At 69.2% G+C, this 18,775-nt stretch carries 16 protein-coding genes; 1 reads left to right on the top strand and 15 read right to left on the bottom strand.

Going from position 1 to position 18,775, the window contains the following annotated elements; all coding sequences use genetic code 11:
- Positions 1-2 precede the first annotated feature (2 nt).
- The 13 genes from rsmA to EV644_RS31600 all read right to left on the bottom strand — a co-directional run bounded on the left by rsmA (position 3) and on the right by EV644_RS31600 (position 14,813).
- Positions 3-830, bottom strand: coding sequence for a 16S rRNA (adenine(1518)-N(6)/adenine(1519)-N(6))-dimethyltransferase RsmA (gene rsmA, locus EV644_RS31660; RefSeq protein WP_241999061.1), 828 nt, complete (start codon positions 828-830; stop codon positions 3-5).
- Between the two features lie 79 nt (positions 831-909).
- On the bottom strand, positions 910-2,028 hold the full coding sequence (locus EV644_RS47585) for a resuscitation-promoting factor (protein ID WP_132192877.1): 1,119 nt from the start codon (positions 2,026-2,028) through the stop codon (positions 910-912).
- 217 nt (positions 2,029-2,245) lie between these two features.
- A complete protein-coding gene (locus tag EV644_RS31650) occupies positions 2,246-2,860 on the bottom strand; it encodes a nitroreductase family protein (RefSeq protein WP_132192875.1) in 615 nt (204 codons plus the stop codon).
- Positions 2,861-2,887: 27 nt separating this feature from the next.
- Entirely contained in the window at positions 2,888-3,793 is a 906-nt protein-coding gene (locus EV644_RS31645) for an ornithine cyclodeaminase family protein (protein ID WP_132192873.1), read from the bottom strand.
- Positions 3,787-4,701, bottom strand: coding sequence for a TatD family hydrolase (locus EV644_RS31640; RefSeq protein ID WP_132192871.1), 915 nt, complete (start codon positions 4,699-4,701; stop codon positions 3,787-3,789). The genes EV644_RS31645 and EV644_RS31640 overlap by 7 nt, the downstream gene beginning before the upstream one ends.
- Before the next feature lie 512 nt (positions 4,702-5,213).
- Positions 5,214-5,357 carry a hypothetical protein gene (locus tag EV644_RS45595; RefSeq protein ID WP_199240099.1) on the bottom strand — a complete coding sequence of 48 codons (144 nt, stop codon included), beginning with the start codon at positions 5,355-5,357 and terminating at the stop codon, positions 5,214-5,216.
- A 68-nt stretch (positions 5,358-5,425) separates the two neighbouring features.
- A complete protein-coding gene (locus tag EV644_RS31630; protein ID WP_132192869.1) occupies positions 5,426-5,854 on the bottom strand; it encodes an SRPBCC domain-containing protein in 429 nt (142 codons plus the stop codon).
- 94 nt (positions 5,855-5,948) lie between these two features.
- The gene (locus tag EV644_RS31625; RefSeq protein WP_132192867.1) at positions 5,949-6,860 is read right to left on the bottom strand and encodes an NADP-dependent oxidoreductase; all 912 of its coding nucleotides are present in this window, start codon (positions 6,858-6,860) and stop codon (positions 5,949-5,951) included.
- Positions 6,861-6,951: 91 nt separating this feature from the next.
- Positions 6,952-10,944 carry an nSTAND1 domain-containing NTPase gene (locus EV644_RS31620; RefSeq protein ID WP_369410559.1) on the bottom strand — a complete coding sequence of 1,331 codons (3,993 nt, stop codon included), beginning with the start codon at positions 10,942-10,944 and terminating at the stop codon, positions 6,952-6,954.
- A gap of 745 nt (positions 10,945-11,689) precedes the next feature.
- Complete coding sequence (gene metG, locus EV644_RS31615; protein ID WP_132192863.1) at positions 11,690-13,261, bottom strand: methionine--tRNA ligase; 1,572 nt, start codon at positions 13,259-13,261, stop codon at positions 11,690-11,692.
- 51 nt (positions 13,262-13,312) lie between these two features.
- A complete protein-coding gene (rsmI, locus tag EV644_RS31610) occupies positions 13,313-14,158 on the bottom strand; it encodes a 16S rRNA (cytidine(1402)-2'-O)-methyltransferase (protein ID WP_132192861.1) in 846 nt (281 codons plus the stop codon).
- Positions 14,155-14,574: a type II toxin-antitoxin system VapC family toxin gene (locus EV644_RS31605; protein ID WP_132192859.1), complete on the bottom strand. Its 420-nt coding sequence runs from the start codon at positions 14,572-14,574 to the stop codon at positions 14,155-14,157. The genes rsmI and EV644_RS31605 overlap by 4 nt, the downstream gene beginning before the upstream one ends.
- Complete coding sequence (locus EV644_RS31600; protein WP_132192857.1) at positions 14,571-14,813, bottom strand: hypothetical protein; 243 nt, start codon at positions 14,811-14,813, stop codon at positions 14,571-14,573. The genes EV644_RS31605 and EV644_RS31600 overlap by 4 nt, the downstream gene beginning before the upstream one ends.
- A 249-nt stretch (positions 14,814-15,062) precedes the next feature.
- Here EV644_RS31600 and EV644_RS31595 point away from each other — a divergent pair, with 249 nt between their 5' ends.
- A complete protein-coding gene (locus EV644_RS31595; RefSeq protein WP_369410562.1) occupies positions 15,063-16,613 on the top strand; it encodes a dolichyl-phosphate-mannose--protein mannosyltransferase in 1,551 nt (516 codons plus the stop codon).
- Here the strand turns inward: EV644_RS31595 and EV644_RS31590 are convergent.
- Together EV644_RS31590 and EV644_RS31585 are read right to left on the bottom strand one after the other, a co-directional pair.
- Positions 16,610-17,287 (bottom strand): DUF1707 SHOCT-like domain-containing protein, encoded by a 678-nt coding sequence (locus EV644_RS31590; protein WP_132192853.1) that lies wholly within the window; start codon positions 17,285-17,287, stop codon positions 16,610-16,612. The genes EV644_RS31595 and EV644_RS31590 overlap by 4 nt on opposite strands.
- Positions 17,288-17,362: 75 nt before the next feature.
- Positions 17,363-18,757 (bottom strand): alpha/beta hydrolase family protein, encoded by a 1,395-nt coding sequence (locus tag EV644_RS31585; protein WP_132192851.1) that lies wholly within the window; start codon positions 18,755-18,757, stop codon positions 17,363-17,365.
- Positions 18,758-18,775: the final 18 nt, after the last annotated feature.

The raw sequence follows: 18,775 nt of genomic DNA, 5'->3' as shown, positions 1-18,775 counted from the left end.
GGTTAGTGCCCTTCGGAGGCCGCGCCCGCGATCCGAGCGAATTCGGTGATGCCGAGCATCTCGCCGCGCAGCTTCGGGTCGATGCCCGCGGCCCCCAGTACGGCGTCCAGCCGGTCGCGGTCCGGCATCCACCGCGACAGCGCCGAGCGGAGCGTCTTGCGGCGCTGCGAGAAGGCCGCCTCGATCACGGCGAACACCTCCTCGCGCGTCGCGGCGGTGGCGGGTGGCTCGCGCCGCTCGAAGGCGACCAGGCCGGAGTCGACGTTCGGGGCCGGCCAGAACACGTTCCGGCCGATCGGCCCGGCGCGGCGGACGTCGGCGTACCAGGCAGCCTTGGCGGACGGTACGCCGTACGTCCGGGAGCCGGGGGGCGCCGCGAGCCGGTCGGCGACCTCGGACTGGACCATGACGAGGCCGTGCCGCAGCGACGGCGAGATCGCCAGCAGGTGCAGCAGCACCGGTACGGCGACGTTGTACGGGAGGTTCGCCACGCAGGCCTCGGGGGTGCCGATCTGCGCCGGCAGCACGTTCATCGCATCCGCCTCGACCACTGTCAGCCGGTCGGCCTGGTTGGGCGCGTACTTCGCGATCGTGCCCGGCAGCGCCTCGGCCAGCACCGGGTCGATCTCGACCGCGGTGACGCGATGGCCCTCGGCGAGCAGCGCCAGCGTCAGGGAGCCGAGTCCGGGGCCGACCTCGAGCACGGTCTCGCCGGTCTCGGACAGGTCGGCGGCGCGGACGATCCGGCGAACGGTGTTCGGGTCGATGACGAAGTTCTGGCCGCGCTGCTTGGTCGGGCGGACCCCGAGCGACTCGGCCAGCGAACGCACTTCCGCCGGACCGAGAAGCCTCGGTCCGGCGGAAGTGGATGATGAATCAGCGCTGCTCACACACGCCAGTCTGTCAGGCTCAAGCCCTCTGGCCGCAGACCGGCCAGGCGCCGTAGCCACCGCGGTCGGCCTTGACCTTCTCCGCGATCGCGATCTGCTGCGCCTTGGAGGCCAGGTGGGCGTTGGTCGCGTAGGCGTCGCCGCCGTAGGCCACCCAGGTGCCGTGGTCGAACTGCAGGCCGCCGTAGTACCCGTTGCCGGAGTTGATCGACCAGTTCCCGCCCGACTCGCACTCGGCGATCCGGTCCCAGGCGCCGGTGTTACCGCTCGGCGGCGGGGTGGGGTCGGTGGTCGGCTCCTCGGGCTTCGGCTTGGTGCCGACCGTGACCAGCTCGTCGACCGGCTGCTTCACCACGGTGGCGGTGACGAGCTTCTTGGTGGTCAGCTTGCCGTCCAGGTAGGTCAGCACGTACTTGACCGACTTCGTCCCGGGGATGCCCTTGGTGGTGGTCTTGGTCTCGCCCTCGGTCAGCGTGGCCGACTTGGTCTCCTTCTTGGAGAAGGCGATCGCCTGCCTCTCGGCGACGGTCCTCACGTCGACCTTGACCACGGTGATCCGGTTGACGCCCGGCTTGAGAGCCGTCGTCGGAACCGGCACGACCCGGTCGTCACGGTCGAAGGCGACCTTGGCGCCGGTCAGCGCCTCGGCGACGGTGGAAGCCATCGACTTCACGGCCACCACCTTGCCCTGCCGGACGATCTGGACGGTCTTCGGGGTGCGGACCACGAGCTCCAGGCCCTCGCGCCCGATGGGGGCGCTGCGGCTGGTGGAGAACACGGCTCCGTCGTACCGCAGGCCCAGGTCGGCCAGCGCCTCGTTCACGCTGTCGGCCGTGGTCCAGAAGCTTCTCTTGGTGCCGTCCGCGTCGACGGTCAGCTGGCGGCCGTACTGCACCGCGATCTCCTGACCCTCCCGCAGCTTGGAGTCCAGCGAGGGCGCGACCACGTCACGCTCACCGACCTGGATCTTCTCCGCCTTCAGGGCGTCCGCCACGGTGGAGCCGAAGGTGTGAACCTTCTGCACCTGGCCGTCGACGGAGAGGCTCACGGTCTTGCTCTTGCTCGCATAGGCGACAGAGCCGCCCACGACGGCGAACACAGCCGTGGCGCCCACGACCGCGATGATGGACTTACGCACTAACGCTCCCAGGTAGAGCTACCCGGGCACGGGGTGGGACAGCACTGGCAAACGCCGCGAATGCCGGGTTGCAGGGCCCGGAAACCACGGTCTTCGCCGAGGGGCGTGCTCTCCAGGACCTTCCCCGATCCCGGCCAACATCACGAGACAGTAACGAAGAAGTCCCGAGAGTGCCAATCCCCTCGCCGTGAAAGCGGGAAAAGGTGTAATGGGGCGCTTACGTTTCGTGTTGTCCCCAGTGCCCCCGATGGACCACCTCGGCGGTCGTCCGGCGCCCTCTTTTCAGCGACGGGGACCGCCGGTCCGGGGCCCGGTAGCCGATCGAGATGACCCCGATCGGATCGAACCCTTCGGGTACTCCGAACTCCGCCTTCAGCCGGCCGACCTTGTCCGCCGGAGGCCCGAAAAGGCAAGCACCCAAGCCTTCGTCGACCACCGTCTGCAACATCAGCAGGGCCGCCATGCCGGTGTCGACGTACCAGTACGGCGCGGTCCAGTGCGACTCGTCCCGGTCGGTCCAGCCCTTGTCCGGCTCGGTGTACCGATCGAGGTACGCGTCCTTGTGCGCGAAGGCGAAGATCAGCAGCGGCGCCCGGCGCAGCCCTGTGATCCACTCCACATACTTCTCGTCCGGGTTCTCGGCCGCGATCGACCAGTACCGCTCCCGGTCGTCGCCCTCGAGGGTGAGGAACGCCCAGCCCTGGCTGAACCCGCCGGAGGGGGCCCGCAGGCCGTTCTCGAGGATGCGCTCCCGGATCTCCACCGGCACCGGCCGGTCGGCGTCGTAGTTGCGGACCATGCGCCGGCGGCGGACCACCTCACTGAACTCCATGCCGGACTGTCTATCAGCCCCCGCAACTCAGCCCAGCAAGCGAGCCAGCAGGTAGGTCTCGGTCCCAGCCAGCCCGACCGAGCAGAAGATCACCGTCTGGTCCGCCGACGTCCGCCCGGGCGCCTCTCCCGCCAGCACCGCGCCCAGACTGGTCAGCCGGTCGTGCTGCTCGGTGCCGGTCAGGATGAAGGGCGGGTCGTACGCCGAGGTCTGCGCGACCGAGTCCGTCACGGCGACGTCCGCGCGAGCGACCAGGTCCGGCCCGAACTCGGCGCGCCCGATCTGCTTCGGCCCGAGGGTGGTGACGTAACTCCCCGGCGCGATCCAGGACGCCTCGACCACGGGCACCGGGCTGTTCGTCGCGAGCACCACCAGGTCCTTCCCCTCGATGGCCTCCCGCGCCCAGTCGGCGGCGGCCACCGGCAGCCCCAGGTCGGCGGAAACCCTTGCCACGAAGGCGTTCCGGCGTACCGGATCGCGGCTGAAGACGGACACCGAGGTGAGCGAGCGGACAGTGGAGATCGCCCAGAGCTGGTTCCACGCCTGGGTGCCGGTGCCGACGAGCCCCAGGCTGCCGGCGGTCGGGGCGGCGAGCGCGTCGACGGCGACGGCGCCGATCGCGCCCACCCGGCGGGGACCGAGTTCGTTGCCGACGGCAAGCCCTCGGACAGCGCCGGTGTGCCAGTCGTGCACGACGACCAGCTGAGCACCCGGCTCGAAGGAGAAGGAGTCGTAGGAGCGGTACCCGTACCACTCCCCCGTCAGGGCGCCGGTGGTGAAGACGAGCCGCCCGTCGCCGAGCTCCGTGCTGACCCGCGGCGGGGTGTGCAGCGCGCCCGAGTGGGCGGCCAGCACGGCCTCACGCATCCAGCCGACCGCCGAGCGCGCGTCGAGGCGCTCGGCGATGTCGGGGTCGGTGAGGACTGTTACCACGAGCCGCCGAAGGCCCGGTCGGCGTTGTCGGACAGGGCGCCGCAGAGCTCGGCGACCGAGATGTTCAGCACGCCCGCCATCTTCCGGACCGTGTGCGGGATCAGGTACGACGCGTTGGGCTGGCCGCGGTGCGGGGACGGCGTCAGGTACGGCGCGTCCGTCTCGACCAGGACCCGGTCGAGCGGCGTGACGGCGAGGGCGTCCCGCAGCGACTGGGCGTTCTTGAAGGTGACCACGCCGGCGAAGCTCAGGAACGCGCCGCGGTTGACGCACTCGCGGGCGAACTCGGTGTCGCCGGAGAAGCAGTGCATCACCAGCCGGTCCGGCACCCCCTCGCGGTCCAGGATGGCCAGGATGTCGTCGTGCGCGTCGCGGTCGTGGATCATCAGCGTCTTGTCCAGCCGCTTCGCCAGGTCGATGTGCGCGGCGAACGACTCGTGCTGCGCGGCCCGGCCGTCCTCGCCGGTGCGGAAGTAGTCCAGCCCGGTCTCGCCGATCACCCGGACCTTGTCCGAGCTCTTGGCCAGCCGCTCGATCTCGGCCACCGCATTGTCGAACTCGCCCGCCGCCTGCAGACGCGGTGCTTCGTTCGGGTGCAGCGCGACGCCCGCGATGAGGTTCGGGTACTGCTGGGCGGCCTCCACTGCCCAGAGCGCGCCGGGGAGGTCGCAGCCGACCTGCACGATCCGGGTCACCCCGACCGACGAAGCGAGCTTGATCGCCTCGGCCGCACCCAGCCAGTTGCCGTCCTCGCCGTCGGCGATGTCCAGATGGCAGTGCGCGTCGACGACGCTCATCGGCAGCGGGTCCGGCAGAGCGGGCCGGCTGCGGTCCCTGGACCGGCCGTCCTCTCCGATGGCGGCACGTTCCCGCGTCGGGCGTTCGACCTCCACACCGTCGGTAGACATGGTGCCCAGCCTACTTACCCGCGAGCGGTGGATCCGCACGCGATCACCGCAGCCGGTAGATCCGGACGTCCTCGTTGCTGAAGACGCGGTCCGCGACCTGGTCGAGCTTGGGCGACACCGGCCCGGCACGCAGATCGTCTTGTGGTCGGTGGCCGCGAGGTTGGCCGGCGCATATGCCCAGCCCTCGATCCACAACTGCACCCCACTCAGCCCAGAGATCCAGTAGACATCATCCGGGCACCCCGGCCGATAACGGGCCGGCATGCAGAACACGTTGCTCACAGCCACATCATCAGGATGGGCATCCCTGGTCCGCGTCCCGGGTGACAGATTGACGCCGACGGCAACGACTCCGACCATCCCGAGCGCCAGGGTCGCACCCAGGAAGTGGTACTCCGAGTAGCCGGGGTGCGAGAACACCAACGTCACCGCGGTCCCCGCGGCCACACACCCACCGATCCACCAGTACGCCGAGTCTCGGCGTACTGGGACCAGCTTCAGACCGAGCAGCGTCAGCAGCCGGGAGCATCGATCCGCAGGTAGTACGCCAGCAGGGTCGCGCCGAACAACAGCATCCGGGGATCAGCCCCGGCCAGCGACTGACAGGCACGAACAGCAACCACCCCACGGTCAGCCCGGATCCGGATGCCGACCATGTGGTGGTTGCTGAAATGCCTGGTGAAGTGACCCCGATCACCCGCCAATGATGACGGATCGTGAGTGCTCAGCCGCGCTCGGCTGCTTCCTTCACACCGTTGACGAGCATCTCCCACATACCGCGGGAGTGCTCCGCCTCCTCCTCGCTGGCGTTGTTGTCCTGGCTCAGCGACAACGACGTGGTGGTCCCGCTCTCTTCCAGCTCGTAGGTGAGCGTGTGGTAGTTCTCAGGCGTGTCCGGCTGACCGCTCAGCGGGCTGTAATGAGTCACCTTGAGCAGCCGGCCGGGCTCGACCGCGAGGATCTCACCCTTGTCCTCGTACTCCTTGCCCTCGTACACGCCTTTCCAGATGATCGGGCTGCCGGGCTGCCAGTCGGTCTCCACCTCCGCCCCGAACATGAACTTCTTGATCTGCTCGGGGTCGGTCAGTACCGCCCAGACCTGGGTCGGTGACGCGCTGATCTCGGTTTCCGCGGTGGCCACGTAGTCGGCCATGGTGTTCAGCTCCCATCGGTTCTGTCTCTTCCGACGGTACGGCCGGACAGCCTCTGGGTCTTGTAGAAAAGCGTCACCGCGCGCCGCGGCAGCGTTACGGAACCAGTACCAGCTTGCCGCGGGCGTGGCCGGCCTCGCTGATCTCCTGGGCCTTGGCGGCGTCGGCGAGGGTGAAGGTCTCGGCGACCTTCAGCTTCAGGTCACCGGCCGCGGCGAGCTGGAGCTGCTCCACGAGCCCGGCCTGGGTCTCCTGCGGCGACGTGCCGCCGACGGACACGGCCACGCCGAGCTCGCCACCCGCCATGTCGGCGATCGTGACGATGCGGTCGGTGCCGCCGCGGAGCTCGATCGAGTCCGGCAGCGCGCCATGGCCGGCGGTGTCGAACACGGCGTCGATGCCCTGCGGCGCGATCGCGCGAACGCGGTCGACCAGGCCGTCGCCGTACTCGACGGGAGTCGCACCGAGGGAGCGCAGGTACTCGTGGTTCGTCTGGGAGGCGGTGCCGATGACGGTGGCGCCGAGGGCGAGCGCCAACTGGACGGCGACCGCACCGACAGCACCGGCCGCGCCGTGGATCAGGACGGTCTCGCCGCTCTTCAGGCCGAGCTCGCGCAGTACGCGGCTGGCCGTCTCACCGGCGATGGGGAGGGCCACGGCCTGCTCCCAGGGGAGCCCGGCCGGCTTCGGCGCGACCACGCCGACCACCGCGTGCTCGGCGTACGCGCCGCTGCTCGCCCAGCCGACGACCTCGTCACCGACCGCGAACTCGGTCACACCCTCGCCCACCTCGTCGACCACTCCGGCGACCTCGGCTCCCGGTACCGCGGGGAAGGTGGTCGGCATCATCGACTCGAACCAGCCACGCCGGATCTTGTAGTCCATCGGGTTCACCCCGGCCGCCCGGACCGCGATCCGCACCTCACCCTGCCCCGCATGCGGCTCCTTGATCTCCTGGACCCGGAGCACCTCAGGACCACCGAACTCCTCGAACACAACCGCTCGCATCGGAACCTCCAGCATGTAGTTGAGAGCTCAATCAAGCTCATTGAACTTTCAACTCTGAAGGTGCCGCGCATATTCCACCGCAGCGGCCGAGTCAGCAACCGGGTCGATACGGAACGCCGGGCAGGTACTTGCCCCACTCGTCCGAAGAGACCGAGTCGCCGCCCCCCGAGCAGATCAGGTCGATGGCTCGGGCGGGATCGATCTCCCACAGCCTCACCGTGCGGTCGGATCCGCCGGTGACGACGGTGTGGCCGTCCGGGCTGAACCCGACAGACCAGATCGCGACGTCCGACGCGCTGAGGATCGCGATCGTCGTCGGCTGCCCGGGCTTCGCCACGTCCCAGAACCAGACCTGTCCGCTGCGCGTCGTCGCGGCCAGGGTGTGCCCGTTCGGGCCGAAGGCAACAGCGGCGACAGTGCCGTCCGGTCCGCTCAGTGGCTCGCCGATCGGGGTGAGCGCCGAGGGGTGGGTGATGTCCCACAAGCGCACCGTGCCGTCCGCGCTGCCCGTGGCGAGGATCTTGCCGTCCAGACTGAAGGCGGCAGAGAACAGCAGGTCGACGGAGCCCTTCACCGACGGCAGCGCGCGCAGCTGCCGTGGATTGCTCATGTCCCAGAGCCGGATCACGCCATCCGCGGTCACACCCACCAGGGTCCGGCCGTCCGGGCTGATGGCGACCTGGTAGATGTAGTTGCTGTCGGCCCCTGGTGCGTCCGGCAGAGCCGTCGGCCGGTGCCGATCGCTCAGGTCCCACAGATGGACCAGACCGTCGTCGCCGCCCGCCGCCAGAATTCGGCTGTCCGGGGTGAAGGCCAGCGACTCCACGATCGCGCTCGGACCGGTCAATGCCGGCCCCAGTGGCTTCGGTCTGGCCGGGTCGGTGGTGTCCCACAGCAGCACCGAGGTACCCGTCGTTCCGGCAGCGAGAATCTGTCCGTCCGGGCTCAGGGCGCCGGCGCCGCTGACCGGCTCGTTGCTCAGTGGCGACACGAGGCCCGGCGCGAGAGCAACCGGCGCGCGCGGTTGTGAGACGTCCACCAGGAAGGCCTGGCCACCGACGGTTGCCAGCGATCCGTGCGGGCCGAAGACCGTCGATGCCACCGTGGCCGTCGCGCCGGTGATCACCGGTCCTGGAATCGACCAAAGCCGTGCGACACCGTCGGACCCGCCGGTGAGAAGCGACCGATCGCCACTGGCGAAGGCTACCGACGAAACCGGCTCCGCGTGAGGCAAGGACGAGACCAGTCGCCCGGTGGCGACCTCCCAAACCTGCGCCACATTGTCTGAGCTGCCGATGGCCAGCAACCTGCCGTCCGGGCTGAACGCGACCGCGTTGACCCAGTTCGCCGGCACCTCGATCTGAGAGGCCATCCGGGTAGCGGCTTCGGGCTTCGTCAGGTTCCACAGCTGGAACAAGCCCTTCGTTCCGCCGACAGCCAGCACTCTGCCCTGCGGAGCGAACTTCAAGCTGTTGATCTGGTCGGGACCGGTCTGCTGCCGACCTGCCAGCCTGATGTTCCGAACCTCTCTGGCATCCCAGACCGACAGATACCCGGAGGCGTCCCCTGTCGCGAGGACGCTGCCGTCCGGACTGAACGCCACGCTCTGGACGAAGCCGCTCGCCGGCGGAAGCGACCTCAGGACAGACACGCGAACCGGGTCGGTGACGTCCCACAGCTTCACGGTCTTGTCGGAACTGCCTGCGGCCAGGGTTCGGCTGTCGGGCGTGAAGGCCAGTGAGTACACGGTGCCGGTCGGACCGGCGGGCATGACGCCGAGAGCTACGGGCCGTCCCGGGTCAGCGATGTTCCAGAGCCTGACCCTCTGATCGCGGCCGCCGGTGGCCAGGAGCCGGCTATCGGGGCTGACAGCCAGGCCGAACACCGGCATCGTGTGGTCGGCCAGCGGTTGCCCGATCGCTCGCGGCCGGCGAGGGTCGCTGAGGTCCCAGGTCAGGATCGCCGTGTCACTCGGACCTGTACCGGCGGCGAACATCGTCCGCCCGTCGGGGCTGAGGATCACGTTCTGCGCGCCCTTCGACGGCCGCACGATTCGCGTGACCGGGGGCGTTCCGGTCGCGTCGAGGAGGCTCGACCGGGCCTCCATCGTCGGGGCGATCTGGTAGGCAGCCAGGGACAGCCGGGCCGCCAGGGCGGGATCGGTCGCTCGCAGACGGTTCGCGGTGACCGCCACCTGGCGCGACATCGCCAGGTCGCGGTCCTTGTTGGCCGTGTCCCGTTTCCAGAACGAGTAGCCGGCCAGCCCCGCCGTGGACAGCGCGAGCACAGTCAGGGCTGCGACCATCCGCTTCAGCCTCAGCGTCTGGCGGCGGGCGACCGCGCGCTCGGTCTGCTCAGCGGCGACGCTGGCGGTGAGGAAGTCCACCTCGAGCGGATTGAGGTCCCCCTTGGCGGCGCGACCGTCGGTCCAGTCCCGGACGCCGTCCAGCTTCCCGCCGCGATAGAGGGATCCCGGCTCACGACCGAGCTCCCGCCACTGTCTGGCGTCGTCGGCGAGTTGTCGATGCCGCCGCAGGCCGTCGCGATCCCTGTCGATCCACCTGCGCAGCCGGGGCCAGGCTGTCAGCAGTGCCTCGTGGCTGATCTCGATGGTGTCGGCGTCCATCGTCAGCAGGCGAGCGCCGACGAAGTGCTCGATGACGTCGTCGAGTGCCGCTTCGTCCGTGTTGCTGATGCCCTCCAACTCGTTGCGGACGACCTTCCTGCGCGTGTCGGCGGTGTCCTCACCGAGGTTCACAAGCCGGAGGAATACCCGCCGGGCGACGATCTGCTGGGCGGCGGTGAGGTCGCCGTACACCTCCTCGGCGGTTTCTGCGACAGCACCCTTGATCCCGCCGGTGGACAGATATCCCATCGTCGTCATCCGGCCCCGCTCGGCGCGTTGCCACGTCGCGAGGAGTGCGTGGGACAGCAGCGGCAGCGCGCCGACCTCGGACTGCGCCGCCCCGGCCGGACCGGCGCCGGGCGCGGCTTCCCGGATCAGGAGCTCGACGAGGCCCTCGTCGATCTGGATATTGGCCTTCGAAGCCGGCTCGACGATCGCTCGGCGAAGATCCTCCTCGTTCAGGGGGCCGACCACGAACTGGGCGTTCTGGAGGACGCTGGCGATCTCGGCGTACCGCAAGGCCTGCGGATAGAAGTCCGCACGCAGGCCTAGGAGGACGACGGTCGCCACCGGTGGTCCGGAGTCAGGATCGCCGCGCTCTGCCGGCGAGTGAGCCGCTGCGACCAGCGCGGCGATGAACGCGCGACGATCCTGCTCGTCCAGGCACATCGTGAAGAGTTCCTCGAACTGATCCACCACGATGAGCAAGCGGTCGGCGAGATCCGCGGGAGGCCTACCGTCCGGCTGGGCCGGGCGAGTCGCGCCGGCGGTGAACTTGCTGATCTGTTCGACCATCCCGGCCGCCGGATCGGCTTTGATGATCTCGGCCAGCTCCGCCGGCGACACCCCGGTACCGACTGCGAGAGTAGCTGCCAACTGCTCCAAGGGCTCGGCGCCAGGCGTCAGCAGCGCCACGGGCCAAGCCGGCCGACCGGGCGCCGCCAGCGCACCCAGGGCCGGCACCACCCCCGCTCTTAGCAGGGAAGACTTCCCGGAACCGGAGGCCCCGACGACGACCTGCAATCCCCCGCCGCCGGCATGCAGAGTCATGATCTGACTTGCCACCTGCTCACTCAGCGCCTCACGGCCGAAGAACCATTCGGCATCCGCCGGCTGGAAGCTGGCCAAGCCGCGGTACGGCGCTGGTCCACTCCTCGGCCCCGGAGCTCGCTGGACCCGACGCCAGGCCTCAAGCCAACGCTCGATGTCGTCCTGCTCTGTGACGCCACACTCCTCCAGGACCCTGACGAGCAAGGCCCTCGAGGACGTGGACGGAACACTGCGCCCGGCGAACCAGTCGCCCAGGGTGCTGTGTGGATGCCGTCCGATGCGGGTCGACAGATCCCGGACGGTTCGGCCCGCCCTGTCCCGGAGCAACCTCAGCTCGGCGGTGAACTGGGTCCGGGTGTGAATCCGGTCCGGTGATGCTTCACGCGGTTCGACTGAACGTTCGTCCATCGCGGCCCCCTCAAGCCAACTCCCACAGGGAGTAGTCATGACGCTACCCGAATGAACGCACGGACGCTGTACGGCGGCCGTACGGGGTTGTACGGAGATCTTCAGCGACGTTCATGGCCACTCTTCGAGGGGCGACCGTGGTGCTGACAGAGCTGTGCTCAGGACTGGGACTCCGACCCGGCGATCCCGGATCGGACCTGGAGGGGAACCATGATCACCAGCCGGCCACCCGGACGCCGACCAGCGTCCACACCGATCCGACCGCGGCGCTATCCCGCCGCCTACCTGGAACCCGCTGTGGTGCGTCCTACCGGACGCCCCATCCGCCTGACAGTCGGGCCACTGCCGATTCGGGTCCTTCGAGCAGTCCGGGCATTCGCCCTCTGGATGTTCGGAGTACCACCCGTGCCGCCACCCAGCTGTGTACCCACAACGGGTCCGCAACGCGTCGCTCATCCGTCCCGGAGGCCGAACTCACGTCCCCGGTCCGCTGGGCGCATCGGGCAGCAGACCGCACCACGCTGTCTGCACTGCAAGCTCGTGATGGTGGAGAAGCATCGGGAGCTGCCCGAGCCGTACGGCGTCTGGACTCTCTTCGCCTGTCGCTCTAGCGCCTGCGCGGTCTGCCGGGGAACGTGCCGGAACGAGGCCAGAGTCTTCTTGCCGCCGCACTGGCAGTCGGGCTCGCCGGGCGGGCACCCGCCTCTGATCGACCTGGGTCCGGAGGGGGACCCAGGTCGGTCTGTCAGCTCTCGGGGTCGGTGAGGCGGGGGAAGAGGGAGTCGCCCTTGACCAGGACCGAGCCGGTGGGGAGTTGGGCCCAGGTGCCGGCGTCCTGGATGCGCTGGTCCTTCAGGGGGCCGAGCTTGGCTTCGGCGCCGAGGAGGGTCCAGAGCTTGGCGGCGGTCTTCGGCATCGTCGGGTTGTGCAGGACGGCGACGGCTCGCAGTACCTCGGCCGAGGTGTAGAGGATGGTCGCCAGGCGGGCCTGCTGGGACTCGTCCTTCGCCACCTTCCACGGCTCCTGCTCGGAGACGTAGACGTTCACCGCGCCGACCAGGTCGTTGATCGCCGCCAGCGCGTCGTGGAACGCGAGGGTGTCGATCGCCTTGTCCGCGGTCGCGACGGTCTCCGCCAGCTTGTCCGCGAGTGCCTGCTCGGCCGGGCCGTGGTCGGTCGCCTCGGGCAGTTCGCCGTCGAAGTACTTGTTCACCATCGCCGCGATCCGGCTGGCCAGGTTGCCCAGGCCGTTGGCGAGCTCGGAGTTGTAGACCGCGCTCAGGTGCTCCCAGGAGAACGAGCCGTCCGAGCCGAACTGGATGGTCCGGAGGAAGTAGTAACGGAAGGCGTCGGAGCCGAAGTGGTCGGTGATCTCGTGCGGCGCGATCGCGGTCAGCTTGGACTTGCTCATCTTCTCGCCGCCGACCAGCAGCCAGCCGTGCGCGAAGACCTGCTTGGGTACGGCGACCTCCGCGGCCATCAGCATGGCCGGCCAGATCACCGCGTGGAACCGCAGGATGTCCTTACCGACCAGGTGCACGTCGACCGGCCAGAGCTGCTCGAACCGCTCCGGGTCGGTGCCGTAGCCCGCGGCGGTGACGTAGTTCAGCAGCGCGTCGATCCACACGTAGAGGACGTGGTCCTCGTCCCACGGCACCGGGATGCCCCAGTCGAAGGTGGACCGGGTGATCGACAGGTCCTGCAGGCCCTGCTTGACGAACGAGATCACCTCGTTGCGCGCGCTGGCCGGCGCCACGAAGTCCGGCTGCGACTCGTACAGCTCGAGCAGGCGGTCGGCATACGCGGAGAGCCGGAAGAAGTAGTTCGTCTCCGAGACCGTCTCCAGCTCGGTTCCGTGAATCATGCACCGCTGGGTGCCGTCCTCGTCGGTGCGGATGTCCGCCGGCAGCTTGAACTCCTCGCAGCCGACGCAGTACAGGCCCTCGTACTCGCCCTTGTAGACGTCGCCCTTGTCGTAGAGCGTCTGCCAGAAGTCGCGGACCCGCTCGGTGTGCCGCTGCTCGGTAGTGCGGATGAAGTCGTCGTAGTCGATGTCCACGTCGACCCAGGCCGGCTTCCAGGCCTCCTCGACCAGCTTGTCCGTCCACTCCTGCGGAGTCATGCCCTGCGCCTGAGCGCTGCGCATCACCTTCTCGCCGTGCTCGTCGGTACCCGTCAGGTACCACTTGCGCTCGCCGCGCTGGGCGTGCCAGCGGCTCAGGACGTCCCCGGCCACCGTCGTGTAGGCGCTGCCGATGTGCGGCGGCGCCGTGACGTAGTAGATCGGGGTGGTGACGTAAAAGGCCTTCTCGGACATAGGAAAAGGGTAGTGCTCCGGACCAGGGCCGATGACCAGGGTCTCAGGCGGCTACTTCGCGGCGCCCCGGGCAGCGAGCACGGCGTCGTACACGGTGCGCTTGGGGACGTTGTAGCGCTTGGCGACGTCGGAGATGGCCTGCTTGCGGGGCGTGCCGGCCTCCTCGTCCGCGGCGACCTCGGCGGCGAGCTCCTCCGGCCCGAGCTCGCGGGCGGAGGGATCGGCGCCGCTGATGACGACCGTGATCTCCCCGCGGACTCCCTCGGCGGCCCACTCGGCCAGCTCGGCGGCGCCGCCTCGCTTGACCTCTTCATAGGTCTTGGTCAGCTCACGGCACACCGCCGTACGGCGATCTGCTCCGAAGGCGTCGGCCATGTCCTTGAGCGACGCGGCGAGCCGATGGGGCGCCTCGAAGAAGATCATCGTGCGCTGTTCCTTGGCGAGCTCCTGGAACCGCTTCGTCCGCTCCCCCGACTTGCGCGGCAGGAACCCCTCGAAGGTGAACCGGTCCACCGGCAGCCCGCTCAGCGCCAGCGCGGTCAGTACTGCGGACGGCCCCGGTACCGCGGTGACGTCGATGCCGGCCTCGATCGCGGCGGCCACCAGCCGGTACCCCGGGTCGGACACGCTCGGCATCCCCGCATCGGTGACCACGACCACGGTCTGCCCCTCGACCAGCGCGGCGACCAGCTCGTCCGTCCGCTGCCGCTCGTTCCCCTCGAAGAAACTGGTCACCCGCCCGTTGACCGCGATCCCCAGCTCCGACGTCAGCCGCTTCAACCGCCGCGTATCCTCCGCGGCCACCACGTCGGCCTCCCCCAACACCCGCGCCAGCCGCGGCGAAGCATCCGAGAAGTCCCCGATAGGAGTCCCCGCCAACACCAATCGCCCGGTCACGGCAGCAGAGTGAACGCGTTGACGTGATGGGGCCGGACCACGCTGAAGTGTCGCCTGTCCAATGTCGCGATCTCCTGAACTCCAAGCTGCTCCGCAAGAGCCACCACGGACGCATCGACCAGCCCGAGCGGCAGGTCGGCGTACTTGCTGATGAGCTCCGCAATCCGATCGAGTGCCGCCGCGTCCGCCTGCGCGACGACGAAGTCACCGACCGCGAGCGACCGGACGAAACCCGCCTCCAGTTTCGGTCCGCCCTCCCGCTCGAGCAGGAAGCAGACCTCGGTCACCACGAACGCCGGAACGATCAGTTGCTCGGCGTTGAGGTGCAGGGAGGTGAATAGTTCTACGCAGCGGTTGTGGTTGGTGTCACCGGAGAGGGCGGCTGCGACGAGGGGGCCGGTGTCGACAACGATCACGCGGGGCGACGACCGAACTCGGCGCGCAGGATGTCGTCGATGTGCTCGGACAGATCCGGGCGGCTGCCCTCGACGGCGCCGAACCAGGACGGTGGCCAGGCAGCTGAAGGCTGATCAGCCGGCTCCTCCGCACCGTCCGGGCGAAGCCGCTGCAGTCGAAGCTCCGCCAGCAGATCGGCCGCCGCGCTCTCGGGCAGCGAGTCGATCAGTGCGTGCAACTCCTCTCGTGGCGTGCTCATGTCACAGAGTGTAGAAGGTCCACGAGCCGAATTCGCGTTATCCACAGCCGGTGCCCGGCGCGCGGGGGTGGAGTCGGGGGGCGGTGGTACGGGGGGCTCCGTACGATGGCCAGCGTGACTGCCGTGATCGATGACGACACCGCGAAGCCGGCCGAGGCCGGGACGGGTGCTGACGACCAGCGTGAGACCCTCGGGCGCGACGTCCTCGGAAGGCGGTTGCCACCGCTGAAGGAGCGGCTCTACCCGCCGATGCCGCGGGACTTCGACGGCGGCTGGATCGCGACGCTGGCGATCACCGCGATGGCCGCGATCCTGCGGTTCTGGAACCTCGGCAACCCGGTGAAGTTCGTCTTCGACGAGACGTACTACGCCAAGGACGCGTACTCGCTGCTCAAGCACGGGTACGCGCTGCAGTTCATCGACAAGCCGGAAGGTGCCGCCGACAAGGCGATCCTGGCCGGCAACCTGGACGTCTTCAAGGACACCCCGAGCCTGACCGTGCACCCCGAGGTCGGCAAGTGGATGATCGCGGCCGGCGAGCAGTTGTTCGGGATGAACACGTTCGGCTGGCGGTTCATGCCGGCCCTGTGCGGCACCCTGACCGTGCTGCTGGTGATCCGCACCGTGCGCCGGATGAGCCGGTCGACCCTGATCGGCTGTATCGCGGGGGTGCTGCTCGCGGTCGACGGCCTGCACTTCGTGATGTCCCGGGTCGCGCTGCTCGACGTCTTCCTCGCGTTCTGGCTGGTCGCGGCCGTCTCCTGCCTGGTCGCCGACCGCGACTGGACCCGCCGCCGACACGCGAACTCCCTCGACAAGGCAGGGCCCGAAGGGCTGCGGGGCAAGGTCGGCCGCTGGCTGCTGATCCGCCCGTGGCGCATCGCCGCCGGCATCTGCTTCGGCCTCGCGCTCGGCACCAAGTGGTCCGCGGTCTGGGTGGTCGCCGGCTTCGGCATCCTCGTCTTCGCCTGGGACCTCGGCGCCCGCCGCGCCCTCGGCGTACGGCACCCGTTCTGGAAGTCCGTCTTCGTCGACGGCATCCCGGCGTTCCTCAGCATCGTGCTCGTCGCGGTGGTGACCTACACGGCGACCTGGACCGGCTGGCTGCTGCACGACAACGCCTACGACCACGACTACGCGTCCAAGAACCCGGCGCACGGCGTGATGAAGGTGGTCCCGGACGACTTCCGTTCGCTGATCCACTACCACCAGGAAGTGCTGGCGTTCCACACCGGCGACTACATCAAGCACGCCACCCACCCGTACTCGTCGCATCCGGCCGGCTGGCCGATCATCGCCCGCCCGATCGGCTTCGACGCGGTCAACGACATCAAGCCCGGTACGCCGGGCTGCAACACCACGGACGGGACGAAGTGCCTGTCGGTGATTTCCGCCCTCGGTACTCCGCTGCTGTGGTGGGGCGGCGCACTCGCCCTGATCGCCGCGCTGGTGCTGTGGATCGGGCAGCGGGACTGGCGGTTCGGCGTGCCGATCGTGGGTTATCTGACCTGCTGGGTGCCCTGGTTCGCCTTCGACGACAGACCGATCTTCTTCTTCTACGCCGTGACGATGATCCCGTTCACGGTGATGGCACTCGCGCTGGCACTCGGCAAGATCCTCGGCCCGGCCAGGGTGGCGATGCAGCCGTCCACCCCGCGCCGGCTGATCGGCAGCGCGGTGGTCGGGGCGTTCGTCGTCCTGGTGGTGCTCAACTTCGCCTACATCTGGCCGATCCTGACCGACGAGGTGCTCCCCCACCCGGCCTGGCTCAGCCGGATGTGGTTCAAGTCCTGGATCTAGTGGCCTAGGCCGAGATGGCCGTTGCCCTCGTCGCCACCCTTGCGCTTCTTGGGCTTCGCGGACTTACCGCTGACGCCGCCGAAGAGGGCGAGGCCCTTGACGATGACGACGGGCGCAGCCGGGTCGATGTCCGTGGTCCCCCGGCCCCCGAAGCCACCGAAGATCCCGACGCCCTGGTTGCGGAGCTCCACGCCCTCCGGCACGGTGATGTCGATCCCGCCGAAGACGGCGAACGCGTAGACGGTGACCTCACGGCCCTCGAAGACCGCGTCCCGCATGTCCAGGTCGCAACCGCCGAAGAGCGCCAGCGCGTTCGTCCGGCGCTTCACCCGCCAGCGGCCCTTGCGCTCGCCACCACCGAAGATGCCGATCACGGTGTCGAAGCTGTCCTGCGGATTCGCCGGCTCCTCGATCGGCACCCGGCTCGTCGACGGTACGGGCGTCGCGGCGGCCGGACGGAACGGCTGGCCCGGTACGGCGAGGTCCTGGGTGATCGGCTCGAGCTCACCGAGGGTGCGCGCCTGCAGCGTCTGCTCGAGCCGCTCGGCATGCTCGTCCTGCGTGAGCCGGCCAGCCATCAGCGCATCCCGCAGCACCTCGACGACCTGGTCGCGGTCGGTGTCGGAGGCGCGTAGGTGGGCGTGCGGGTTCGATCGCTCGGGCAGGTTCTCCATGGGACGCAACGATAACGCGGACCCCGGTCCTGATCTCCAGGGTTCTTCCCCCGAGAACCCTGGAGATTCACCCGGTCAGCGGGAGGGACGCAGCAACGGATTCGGACGGAAGGCGGTGAAGGCCGGCGGCCGGACCGCGTCACCACCGGCGGCGAAGTCGAAGACCTTGCTCCAGGTCTCGCCGAGCTCAGCCGCCGCGCCGTTCAACCGCGCCGGATCCGTGCTCGGCCAATGCCCGGTCTCGATCCGCGTCAGCAGCGTCCGCAGGGCAACCGCCTCCTCGGCAACGCTGAAGGCACAGTGCGTCGCGCGCTCGGCGAACAACTGCCGCACGCGGCCGGGATCTCCGTGCTCACGGACCTGCCCGGCGTACCAGTGCTCGTGGTCGGCGACGGCCACGTCGACCGTGTTGTGCAGGGTGACCACCGGTGAAGGCGTCGTACCGCGCGGCACGGCGTACCGCTCCATCCATCGCTTCGCGGCCGGGTCCGGGCTGATCCGCGGCGCCGCCGCCAGCCGGGCAAGGTCCTCGTCCAGATCGAGGCCGGCCTCCCGATATGCCTTCCGCACGAAGTCCTGCTGATCCGACTTCGCCAACTGCCGCCGGTAGTCGACGCCGACGTTGTACGACGGGTTGCCACCCGCGTGCTCGGCGAGATCCGCCTGGCCGACCGCGCCGAAGACCCCGATCGTGCCGAACTGGTGGAGCTGCGCGAGCGCTCGGGCCTGGTCCTCGACCGAGACCGGCATCGGATCGTGGGCCGAGTTCCAGCCGGTCACGTTGCCGAAGGAGCTCGCCAGAGCGATCCGGGCCCGCCCGGCTCGGGTCTCGGCCGCTTCGGCCAGCACGGCCTGGAGCCGCCGTACACTCTCGGCCGGATCCTTCGCCCGGACGAGGTCGATATCGGCATCGGGTGCGAGCAACATCCTCAGCGCGAAGTTGATGTCCAGCGACTGGTTCAGCTGCCCGTACAGGTCGATCGGCGCGCACATCGCCAGCACGCCGTCGATCCGCCGCGGGTACCGCTCGGCGAGCAGCAGCGAGATCGCGCCGCCGCCCGACGAGCCGGTGGCGACCGTACGCCGTGGCTTGCCGACGTGGTCCTCGAACCAGTCGAGTACTCCGATCTGGTCCTCGACCGCCTCCTTGACCACGAACCCGGTCCGGCCCTTGAAGTCCGAGGCGGCGAGCGCATAGCCCTGCTCGAGCAACCAGGTCTGGCTGTCGTCGCGGTTGCCGTGTCCGGGCGGGAACACCGGCATGTCCGCCGGGTAGTAGGGGTGGCTGAAGATCAGCAGCGTGCCGTTCCAGCGCTCGGGTGTCTCGACCTTGAACTCGGCGCCGTCGATCACGCCGGTGTAGGTCTGCCGCCCTGGCTGGGATTTCGTCCCCGCGGCCGCGCTGCCGGGGAATGCGAGCAGCCCGGTCAGCAGGGCTGCTGTGGTGAGGGCTCCGGTGACTCGTCTCATGGTCGTCTCCTTGGTCGG

The sequence above is a fragment of the Kribbella orskensis genome, assembly GCF_004342085.1.
In the GTDB taxonomy this organism is placed as follows: Bacteria; Actinomycetota; Actinomycetes; order Propionibacteriales; family Kribbellaceae; genus Kribbella; species Kribbella orskensis.
The sequence above is the reverse complement of the archived record's forward strand: the minus strand, read 5'-3'. Positions and strand labels throughout refer to the sequence as shown.

Bases quoted from the DNA above. Each gene is read 5' to 3' on its own strand.
- metG (WP_132192863.1), bottom strand. From the start codon at position 13,261: ATGTCCGAGAAGGCCTTTTACGTCACCACCCCGATCTACTACGTCACG.
- EV644_RS31630 (WP_132192869.1), bottom strand. From the start codon at position 5,854: ATGGCCGACTACGTGGCCACCGCGGAAACCGAGATCAGCGCGTCACCG.
- EV644_RS31625 (WP_132192867.1), bottom strand. From the start codon at position 6,860: ATGCGAGCGGTTGTGTTCGAGGAGTTCGGTGGTCCTGAGGTGCTCCGG.
- EV644_RS31640 (WP_132192871.1), bottom strand. From the start codon at position 4,701: ATGTCTACCGACGGTGTGGAGGTCGAACGCCCGACGCGGGAACGTGCC.
- EV644_RS31600 (WP_132192857.1), bottom strand. From the start codon at position 14,813: ATGAGCACGCCACGAGAGGAGTTGCACGCACTGATCGACTCGCTGCCC.
- EV644_RS31620 (WP_369410559.1), bottom strand. From the start codon at position 10,944: ATGGACGAACGTTCAGTCGAACCGCGTGAAGCATCACCGGACCGGATT.
- EV644_RS31585 (WP_132192851.1), bottom strand. From the start codon at position 18,757: ATGAGACGAGTCACCGGAGCCCTCACCACAGCAGCCCTGCTGACCGGG.
- EV644_RS31595 (WP_369410562.1), top strand. From the start codon at position 15,063: ATGCCGCGGGACTTCGACGGCGGCTGGATCGCGACGCTGGCGATCACC.
- EV644_RS45595 (WP_199240099.1), bottom strand. From the start codon at position 5,357: ATGGTCGGCATCCGGATCCGGGCTGACCGTGGGGTGGTTGCTGTTCGT.
- EV644_RS31650 (WP_132192875.1), bottom strand. From the start codon at position 2,860: ATGGAGTTCAGTGAGGTGGTCCGCCGCCGGCGCATGGTCCGCAACTAC.
- EV644_RS31590 (WP_132192853.1), bottom strand. From the start codon at position 17,287: ATGGAGAACCTGCCCGAGCGATCGAACCCGCACGCCCACCTACGCGCC.